This is a genomic window from Variovorax sp. 01T432, from assembly GCF_056398605.1.
On record NZ_JBFTPS010000072.1, the window covers coordinates 18,090 to 27,458 of the forward strand.

Consider the following 9,369-nt stretch of genomic DNA (forward strand, 5'->3'; position numbering starts at 1 on the left):
GTGGCCTTGCAACGAGGTAGCGACATCGTCCAGTCATCGTCGGTAACTTTTCGGAGAGGGGATGTTCGCGTCGTCGCCGCGTCGGTCGACCGGCCCATCCTGAGAATCTCCGCGGCCGATCTGGACGTCTTCATGGGCAGTCTGGAGATGCGCCAGATCGAGTTAGACGAGTGCACTCTGCGCATCGACCGGCGATTCGATGACGGCAATGACGGCCTGACGCGCCTGTACTATGGGATCTGCGGGTCTGGATCGCTTACAACGGCCCATGGCTTTGCGATTGCCATTGCGCCGCACACCCTTGTGGTCGTGCCACCCGTTGCGAGCTTGCCTGGTCAATCCCGGCCAGCGACTCGCGAAAGCCGGGCGATGCCGGCGGGAAGCGCCCGAATCCTGTGCGGCCGTTTCCACGCCGCGTTTGGAGACGCGGTGGACATGTTTGGTGGCCTTTCCATGCCCATCGTCGAGCGCTTCGCCGAAGCTGACGACTTTCAGACCAAACTGAACCTCGCCTGCGCCGAATTTCAGGAGCGGCCGCCTGGTAGCTCGGCGATGACCTCGTTGCTCATGAAGCAGGAGCAGGCCATGGTGCTGCTGCTGCGTCGTTCGCTGACTTCGCCGAGTCCTTGGGTGGAGCACTTCGCCATCCTGGGAGACCATCGGATCTCTAGGGCGCTTGCCGAGATGACGGCCAAGCCGGGCGCCGCGCATACAGTGGACGGCTTGGCGAGGTCGGCATGCTTGAGCAGGTCGACCTTCATGGCGCGCTTCCATGAGCTGGTGGGGCGGGCGCCGATGAGTGTGCTCAGGGACCTGCGCATGCGGCAGGCGGCGCAACAGCTTCGCGTGACAGGGATCCCCATTGGGCAGATCGGCCGAGCCGCCGGCTACGCCAACAACAGAGGCTTCATCCGCGCGTTCCGCAGGCCCTATGGGATGGGGCCCTGGGACTACCGAGGCGAGGCGCTGCTTCCTGGCGGTGCTGTTCCGCATCCCGTGTTCGATACCGACCCCCCGAGCGAAAGCAGATCATGTTGAACAAGACTTCCCTGCAGAAAACCATCAGAAACCTTCAAGAGGCGCAACTGCGGCAGTCGCGCGATGCCTATGCGTCGTATCTTGCCGGAGCAAGGCGAGACCGCAGCGAGCCCGCTGACCAGGACCAGGCCTCGCAGGAGTTTGGCAACGCCGAACTGGCGGAGTACTTTGAGGGGCCGACTCGGACATACGAGGCCGCACTTGAACGCTTACAGTCAATCGACTTCGGGCCGAAGTCGCAGGTGGTGGAGGGCGCTGCCGTTCAGGTCGACGACCGGTGGTACGTCGTAGGCGTTGCGACCCAGGTATTCGTGTGTGACGGTCTGACGTACATGGGCGTTTCCACGGAGGCTCCCATCTACAAGGCTCTGGAAGGACGGGTCGCGGGAGATGCCGTTGAATTCCGTGGTCGCGACTGGAAGATCCAGGCGGTTGCCTGAGTGACCAGACTGCGATGAGGGGCGCCGCCAGTGCAGTGCGCTTCGAGGCGCCTTTGGACCTTCCAATGCGAGTTGCCGCGAGCTGATTGGCGCCGGGCCGGGTGTGGCGGGGCCCGACCGGTCTCTAGCCGGCAAACGTCTCTCTCAGGGTCGCTGTTGAAGATTACTTTGCCCTGACTCGGCTCATGGACCTCTCCGTCTGCCACAAAGTAACCCAGGCACTCGAACTGAATACGCTCGTCGCTCGCGGCCTTTCGAAGTGACGGCTCGACCCGATCTGCGGTGTAGCAGCCAGTCGTTCCCGTAGTGCGGGGTTTGTCGCGGTACTCACGCGCGCATCGGACGCGCGCGAAGGGCAGGACTGTTCGGGGTCCACCATTGAGTCCCCAGAAGAGTTCTGTTGACGAGCGTTCCCGATCGCACAGGTGCGCCTCTGATTCGCGCAAGGTCGCAAGAATCTGCTGGTGCGTGGCGACGTCGAACACCGTTCCGAGCAGGCGAATGATTGCCCAGGTCTGGTTGCATTCAGTTTCGTCCGCTCGTGCCGGTGTGCGGATCGCGTGTGCCGAGGACAGTGAACAGGGTGGCGGCGATGGCGAGTCCCCCATATCCGAGGGCGATCTGTGGTAGCGAGAAGGTATTGGAGAGTCGGCCTGAGATAAGGCTGGGGAACGCAGCGCCGCTGTAGCAGAGCAAGTAGATCGCACTGAAGATCGGTGCGCGCTCGGCCATTGTGCCCCCGTCCAGCAGACCACGGATAGCAGCGCTGATGGCGATACCTTGGCCGGCCCCTGCCACGACGGTTGCGACGATGAACAAGACCAAGGTGCCGGCGGAGATCGCGGTGATGATGCCGATCATTCCGGCGAGGAAGGTAACCATGCCCAAGCGTTGTGCAACGGCGGAGGTGAACCGGCCGCCGACGGGAGCGCCGAGAACACTGGGGGTCATGTAGGCGGCGAACACCAGTCCGAGGATGAGCGGGCTGCGGGTGTGGAGTTGATCTTCGATCAACGCGGGCACGAACGCTTGGTAGAAGGCTCCTGTTGCCCAGGTAGCCAGGAACACCGCTCCCGCGACAGGGAGCAGGTGCCTGACCCGGGACGGCGGGCGGACCCGGGGCACAAGCGATTGCCAAGCGCCGGGCGTCGGAGTTGCTGTTTCGGGGCTGATGGCGATGAGAGCCGCGGACATTAACAGCAAGCCGACGCAAACAAGGTAGATGAGGTCGCGTGGCCAGGGGCCGAATTGGACCAGGGCGCCGGAGGCAATGGCGCCGACGGTGAGGCCGAGCATTGGTCCCTGGCTGGAGGCGACGGAGGCCAACCATTCTGGCTTGCTGGGCGCGGCGTCCACAATGTAGGAGCTCAGGCTGCTGCTGGCCATCCCGGTGCCGATGCCCACGAGGAGCCGACCGGCCAGAAGGATGTCAATGTCGTGCACGTTCATCAGCACCAGACAGCCCAGCAGGATCAGGCCGAGGCTGGCGATCGCAGCGAGCCGGCGGCCCAGATGATTGGACAGTCGCCCCAGCACCAACAGTGCGGCGATGGTGCCGACGGAGTACGTGACGACGGCCATCGAGATGCCCGCGTTGGTGAATCCGTCTTCCGCCCGGTAGATGTTGTACAAGGGGATCGGCGCAGCCGCCGCGGCAAACGAGACTACGAGGGAGAATACCGCAGACAAGAATGCCAGACCGAGCATTCCGCGCGGGCGCGCCTGATTGATCTCTGGTTCCACGCTTTGCATCGTGTCGTGCATTCGTCACCTCCGGGAGAGTTCGGGGAATTTGAGACAGCGGTAGCTGTCACTCGCAGCGCGGGACGAAACCTTCCAATACCCGGCAACAAAGAATTCGTGCCTTGCGCCGCTTCATTCAACGCGCGCAAGAATCCGCTCCGCACTGCGGGGCGCGTGACGCTCGTTCCGTTCAGGTAGCCATCGCGAATCCGCGGCGGCCTTATAGCCCACCGTGCAGGCGACGCTGCCAACGGTCAGCGACGAGGCGCACAGATCCGCTCACCATTCCCGAGCCATCACGGACGAGCGCGAATGATCGTCTTCCCCGGACGTCGCGCGGTCGGGTTGAAGGCGGCGACGGCATCGTCGAGGGCCGCGACGGTCCCGATGTTCGTCCGCAGTCGCCCGTCCCGCACACGCTGCACGATCTCGACCAGTTGCGCACGATCTGACTCGACGACGAAGTCGATTGCCACACCGTCGACGGGCCGCGCCTCGGACGGTCCGACGATGGACACCAGCGTCCCTCCGGCTCGAACCAGGCGCGCGGACCGTTTCCCGATATCGCCGCCGATGAGATCAAACACCAGATCGACTCGGCCAACGTCCTCCAGGGCCTCGTTGTCGAGGTCAACGAACTCGTTCGCTCCGAAATCAATCGCCGATTGGCGGTCGGCGGCGCGCCCGGTGCCGATAACGTAAGCGCCGAACTCACGTGCGAGTTGCGCCACCATCGACCCGACTGCGCCGGCCGCACCGTGCGCGATCACGCTCTGCCCGGCCCGAAGATGGCCGTGCTCGAACAGTCCCTGCCACGCGGTCAGGCCCGAGATCGGCAGGCTCGCGCCTACGGTGAAGTCGACGTCGCCCGGCAGCGGCGCAAGGTTGCGCGCTTCCACGGCAGCATACTCGGCGAGGGTGCCGTCGCGATACCAGTCCGTAAGGCCGAACACTCGCTGGCCCACCGACAAACCCGTCGTGCCATACCCGAGCGCGGTGACCACTCCGGCCAGTTCGTGCCCGGGGATCGAAGGGGCTCGGTCACGGTCGATCCGATCGGTCCAGGTCGAGGGCCAATCCAACTCGGTCCCGACGAATCCCGACGCATGAACCTGAACGACGACGTCGTTGATCGCCGCCTTCGGTTCGGGACGCTCCACCAAGTTCATGCCGGCCATCCCCGCAGCCTGGTTCGTTACAACAATAGCCTTCATCGTCGACTTTCTCGTGTTGAGTCCTCGCCTGCACGGCGCTCGATCCTCGCCCCTTTGGGCAATTGGACAGAAATGATCGATCAGCAACTTTGCCGCGCGCGCCCATCCCGGATGGCCCGTCGTCTCCAGTAACCGAGAGGGAAACGGAATTACGGCAAGTGCTCGTCGCAATCGCATCCTACGCGCCGCCACAGCCACTCTCGATGCAGAAATTGAATTTCAGCTAGGCGCGCCCTGAATCCGCGCATCGGGCATCCGTGCTACAACCGGCCATTCGATCGGCCGCTGGCCGTGCTGCAGCAGCATCGCGCGCAGCAGCTTTCCCGGCGCAATGCTCGGGTGGCCGCCCTTGATGTCGGCCTCGTACAGCCAGCGCCTCATTGACCAACACCCGGATGCGACGAAGCGGGTGGTCGGCGGGAACGAAATCGTCCAGCCGTGTCATGGTGCACAAGCCTTCGGTGAGTGTGTCAAGGCCGCGCATCGGAGGAGGTTTCGTGGGTCTGCAAAGACAACGCGCCAGGCCCGTTCACGGGGGACCTCCGAGTGAGGTATTTCAGCAGCCAGCTAGGCCAGCTCGGAAAGTGGCTCGAGACCCTCAAGCACCCCTTCAATGCGTTGACGGTCACTGCATTAAACGGGCGCCACGCCGTCACCGCAGCGCTGACGCCCGTCGATTGTCAACGGCAGACCAGGACGCGGTGACACGTTTGCTGGACGAAGGAACGGATGTTCTGGCGAGAATTCTCCCTGCCTTGCCGCATGCGCACCAACTGCGTGGATTGGCGGGCAGAGGGAAGCCCATTGAGTCGACGTTCTCCTTTGTTGCGGGGCAGGCTTGCACACGGAGAACAGCGACCGAAGGGGCGCCTTTACGCAATCGCATCCATGCCACAAGCGCGCGTGCTGCCCGCATCTCCGGCGGCGTTGAAGGGGCGATGTTCTGGTAATTGGACGGCTTCAGGGCCAATGATGTAGATGACCGACCGTTTTGATGCGATGAATCTGTTCATCCGAGTTGCACGGACGCGCAGCTTCTCGGTGGCCGCGAGCGAGCAGGGCATCTCGCAACCGACGGTGTCCCGGGCGATCGCGGGCCTCGAAAAGGAGCTTGGTGTCGCGCTGTTCGCCCGTAATCCGAGGGCAGTGACGTTGACCGAGGCCGGGGCCGACTATTTCGCTCGAGTTGAGGTCGCGCTCAACGCGCTGGACGAGGCAAAAGACGTGGTGCGCGGCTCGGGGGTGCTGCGCGGGAATCTGCGGATCGGGATGTCCTCGAGCTTCGGTGAGAGAGTGCTGATTCCGAGGTTGCCGGCATTGATGGATGCCCATCCTCAACTGCGAGTCACATTGCTCCTGGATGACCATCGGCAGGACCTGATCGCACAAGGCATTGATGTGGCCCTGCGCTTCGGCCCGCTGGAGGATTCCTCGGCGGTGGCGCGCAAGCTGCACTCCTGGCCGAGAATCGCCGCCGCCGCGCCTGGTTACATCTCCAAAGCTGGGCTTCCCCGATCACCGGCCGATCTTTCGAATTTCGAGGTTCTCGCCGGCCCCGGAAGTAATGGCGCGGGAGTGATACTTCGCAACGCCGGCCAAGTCTCCTCTGTGAAGATTGACTGCCGCGTGGGAGTGTCGACAAATGAGGGCCGCATTGCGGCAGCAGTGGCCGGCATGGGTATCGTGATTTGCACTTCAGAAAGTTGCGTCCAGGAGCTCGCGGACGGCGCGTTGGTGCGAGTGCTGGAAAAATGGGACCTCGGTGAAGTGGACCTCCACGCAGTCTATGCGGTAGGGCGGCACGCCAGGCCTGCCGCACGCGCTTTGACCGAGTTCCTGCTCGCTGAACTTTCGAGCATTTCCCTTGGAATCTGCCGCAGCGAGTCGCCAGAAATCTTCCCCGCCACGCGGGCTCGGCTCGAAACGAAGAGCTCCACCATCGGCGTACCAATGGAGAGGGCCCCGGGCGCAGCCACGCCAATTTGGAAGAGACCGCCGCATTGAGTGGAGCAGGTATGGATGCGACCAACTCGCACATTAGGGCGAATCGGTTTGCAGGGAGAGCACCAGCATCACAAGGGCAACAAAGGTGAGGTGTGAGAAAGCGACATGGAAGAGTCCCCCAAAAATCGGCAACAGGATCACCGATAAATCAGCACCGCCCGATGAGCAAAGTCCGCGACTGCGAGGGCAGGAGGGGGTGCAGATTGAGCATGTATATGCGGATGCGAAACGTGTTGGCGTGTCCCGATTGCACTGGCTGACACACGAATCCAACCATGACGGAATGCGGCTTTACGACCGCATTGCCGATCGCGCTGGTTTCATTCAATACCGAAAACAATTTGCCTGATTCGCTGCTGCGGGTCCATCTCCTATGTCCCAAGTCGACTGGCTTAGCTATCTCCTGCAATTGATCACCATCACTGGCCGGCTGGAGGTACGCTGCGTTTATGGTGCGCCATGGCGTGTGGCCTGGGCTCAGGCCGCGGCGCACGAGATTCCCTACCACGTCGTACTCAAGGGCCGAGCCATTATTGAGGACCCGGGGAGGGGGACGGCCAGGGAACTGGTGGGCGGAGATATCGTGCTCTTGCCTCACGGGTCGGCGCACGTGCTGCACGATGGCAGCGGACATACCGCGGGTTGTACCTCCAATCGCCGCGACTCTGCGGGATGGGTGCTCAGCGAGAATGATGGTCGGGGCGAGCATCTGGAGATGTTGTGCGGGCGATTTTTCATCGGACCGCACCATGATCGGCTGATTCGCGATTGTCTACCCACGGCTCTAGTGGTACGGGCCATGGACAGTCATGGTGACGAGAGTGCCGTGTCCGCTTCGAACCACCTAGCCAGTCTTGTGGGGCTGATGCGCATGGAGTCCGCCGGCCACAAACCAGGCGGATATGCCATCCTCAACGCTCTTACCATGGCGCTGTTCACGCTGGCACTGCGCGCGGCGAGTGAATCCGAGCAGGCTCCGGCAGGCTTGTTGGCGCTCGCCGGCAATCCGCGACTGTCCCCGGCCATTTCAGCCATGTTCGCCGATCCGGCGCGCCCTTGGAACTTGCCTGATCTCGCTGAATTGTGCAGCATGTCGCGCGCCACCTTCATGCGGCACTTTCAGGACAAGCTTGGGCGCTCGGCCTTCGAGCTGCTGACCGATATCCGGATGAGCCTGGCTGCCAATGAGCTGAAGAAACCGACGATGACTACCGAGGCCGCGGCTGACGCGGTCGGGTATCGATCCGTGGCGGCATTCCGGCGTGTGTTCACCGACAAGCTGGGGATGACGCCAGGGCAATGGCGCCGTCTGGCGCGCGAAAGTGAGTAAGGCGCTTCGTTATCTGTGTGCGGCTCGAATGAGACACTAGATGCGCCGGCGTGGCGGCCATTCCCTCATGCGAGCGATTCCGCGACGCGCTCGTCAATACCTGCGGACCCCTGAATCTCGATCTCGATTTCGACGACACGGAAACGCGTCATGCCGTACCGCGATTTGGGGGATGGATTGTCTCGTCGCTTTGATCCTTTTTGGCATTCTATTGAGCACATGTAGTCTCGCAATCGGCTTCGGATAAGCCTAAAGTGGAGGCTCTTAACCACCCGAACAAAGAGCTGCCCCGTGAGCCGTATCTCTATTCCTGCCATCGAGTCCGCCACCGGCGCCACCGCTGATATCTACGCGCGGGTCAGGAAGACTGCCGGTGGTCGTGTCCCGAACACGTACGCCGCGTTGGGCTACCTCTCTCCGGCGTCTTTGACCGCGGCGCTCGACGTCCAGGGCGCATTGGCCTCGGGCACTCTGAGCCAGCAAGATCTGCAAACCATCAAGTTGATCGTCAGCGCGAAGGCAGAGTGCGACGTTTGTGTGGCCGCCCACAGCTTTGTGGGCAAGATCACGGGACTGACGGTTGATGTCTTGCGCGCCATTCGCGCAGGGGAGGCCACGGGAGACGCCAAGCGTGATGCCTTGGTGCGTTTCGTGTCGCACCTGCAAACTACCAGTGGCACGATAAGCCAAGGCGAGTTCACCGCTATCCGTGCTGCCGCTTACACCGATGCCCAGTTGGCTGAAATCTCGCTGGCCATCGCGCTCGCCTCCTTCACCAGCACCTTCAACCGTATCAACGGGACCGACGTCGACTTTCCGCCCGTCGAGTAAGCCAGTCTTGGCGCACGGGCATTGCATCACATATCCAGGCTTTCGCCCCGCAGCTCATAGACGTAATGCGCTCCGAACGTTGAATGACAGCGGCGCGGCTTAAAGCGAAGGCACTCGTGTATTTCAATCTAACCCTTCACCTATAGGAATAACTATGACCAACGGAAAAACCAAGACTAACGCCGTCATTGATACCATCCTGAGTCGCACCGCCGCAAAGTACTACGACCCAGCCGCCACCTTGAGCGATGACCAAATCCGCGAGCTGGTGCGAATCGGCACCTCGGCGCCCACATCCTTTCACTTGCAGAACTGGCGCTTCATCGCGGTGCGCACGCCTGAAGCCAAGGCTCGGCTGAGTCCTATCGCCTGGAATCAGCCCGCTGTCACCGATGCGGCAGTGACGTTCATCATCTGTGGCCAGTTGGTCGAGACCAGCGTAATTCCAGAGCGCCTGGCGCCGTTGGTTGAATTAGGCATCATGCCGGCAGCGATGGTGGCGGATTGGGAGATCCCCGCACGCGATCTGTACATGGCGTACCCACAGCGCCGGCGCGACGAGGCAGTACGCACCGCCACCTTCGGCGCGGCGGCAATGATCTATGCGGCCCGCTCGCTGAGCCTGGGTTCGACTCCGATGATTGGTTTTGACGCCGATGCGGTGCATCGCGAGTTCGGTCTGGCCGAGGACGAAGTGCCGGTCATGCTGTTGTCCATCGGGACGGAGCGTGCGGGAAACTGGGCGCAGAAGCCGCGCCGACCGCTCGTC

8 protein-coding genes and 2 pseudogenes are annotated in these 9,369 nt (G+C 62.5%); 7 read left to right on the plus strand and 3 right to left on the minus strand.

Going from position 1 to position 9,369, the window contains the following annotated elements; all coding sequences use genetic code 11:
- The first annotated feature begins 6 nt into the window (after positions 1-6).
- Positions 7-1,038, plus strand: a complete 1,032-nt coding sequence (locus tag AC1DNF_RS32180; protein WP_478152722.1) for a helix-turn-helix transcriptional regulator — start codon at positions 7-9, stop codon at positions 1,036-1,038.
- The gene (locus AC1DNF_RS32185) at positions 1,035-1,478 is read left to right on the plus strand and encodes a hypothetical protein (RefSeq protein ID WP_478152723.1); all 444 of its coding nucleotides are present in this window, start codon (positions 1,035-1,037) and stop codon (positions 1,476-1,478) included. Before AC1DNF_RS32180 ends, AC1DNF_RS32185 begins: the two co-directional genes overlap by 4 nt.
- A gap of 525 nt (positions 1,479-2,003) precedes the next feature.
- Here the strand turns inward: AC1DNF_RS32185 and AC1DNF_RS32190 are convergent.
- From AC1DNF_RS32190 to AC1DNF_RS32200, 3 genes and pseudogenes are all read right to left on the minus strand, one after another.
- The gene (locus AC1DNF_RS32190) at positions 2,004-3,242 is read right to left on the minus strand and encodes an MFS transporter (RefSeq protein WP_478152724.1); all 1,239 of its coding nucleotides are present in this window, start codon (positions 3,240-3,242) and stop codon (positions 2,004-2,006) included.
- 275 nt (positions 3,243-3,517) lie between these two features.
- Positions 3,518-4,435 (minus strand): NADP-dependent oxidoreductase, encoded by a 918-nt coding sequence (locus tag AC1DNF_RS32195; RefSeq protein ID WP_478152725.1) that lies wholly within the window; start codon positions 4,433-4,435, stop codon positions 3,518-3,520.
- Positions 4,436-4,729: 294 nt separating this feature from the next.
- Positions 4,730-4,919: pseudogene (locus AC1DNF_RS32200) on the minus strand (transposase); the annotation flags it as partial.
- Between the two features lie 494 nt (positions 4,920-5,413).
- Between AC1DNF_RS32200 and AC1DNF_RS32205 the strand changes: the two are divergent.
- From AC1DNF_RS32205 to AC1DNF_RS32225, 5 genes and pseudogenes are all read left to right on the plus strand, one after another.
- On the plus strand, positions 5,414-6,439 hold the full coding sequence (locus AC1DNF_RS32205; protein WP_478152726.1) for a LysR family transcriptional regulator: 1,026 nt from the start codon (positions 5,414-5,416) through the stop codon (positions 6,437-6,439).
- Positions 6,440-6,641: 202 nt separating this feature from the next.
- A pseudogene (locus AC1DNF_RS32210) lies at positions 6,642-6,788 on the plus strand (GNAT family N-acetyltransferase); the annotation flags it as partial.
- Between the two features lie 24 nt (positions 6,789-6,812).
- The gene (locus AC1DNF_RS32215) at positions 6,813-7,769 is read left to right on the plus strand and encodes an AraC family transcriptional regulator (protein ID WP_478152727.1); all 957 of its coding nucleotides are present in this window, start codon (positions 6,813-6,815) and stop codon (positions 7,767-7,769) included.
- A gap of 291 nt (positions 7,770-8,060) precedes the next feature.
- Positions 8,061-8,600 (plus strand): carboxymuconolactone decarboxylase family protein, encoded by a 540-nt coding sequence (locus AC1DNF_RS32220; RefSeq protein ID WP_478152728.1) that lies wholly within the window; start codon positions 8,061-8,063, stop codon positions 8,598-8,600.
- Positions 8,601-8,754: 154 nt separating this feature from the next.
- Positions 8,755-9,369: nitroreductase family protein (locus tag AC1DNF_RS32225; protein WP_478152729.1), on the plus strand; the 615-nt coding region annotated here is incomplete at its 3' end.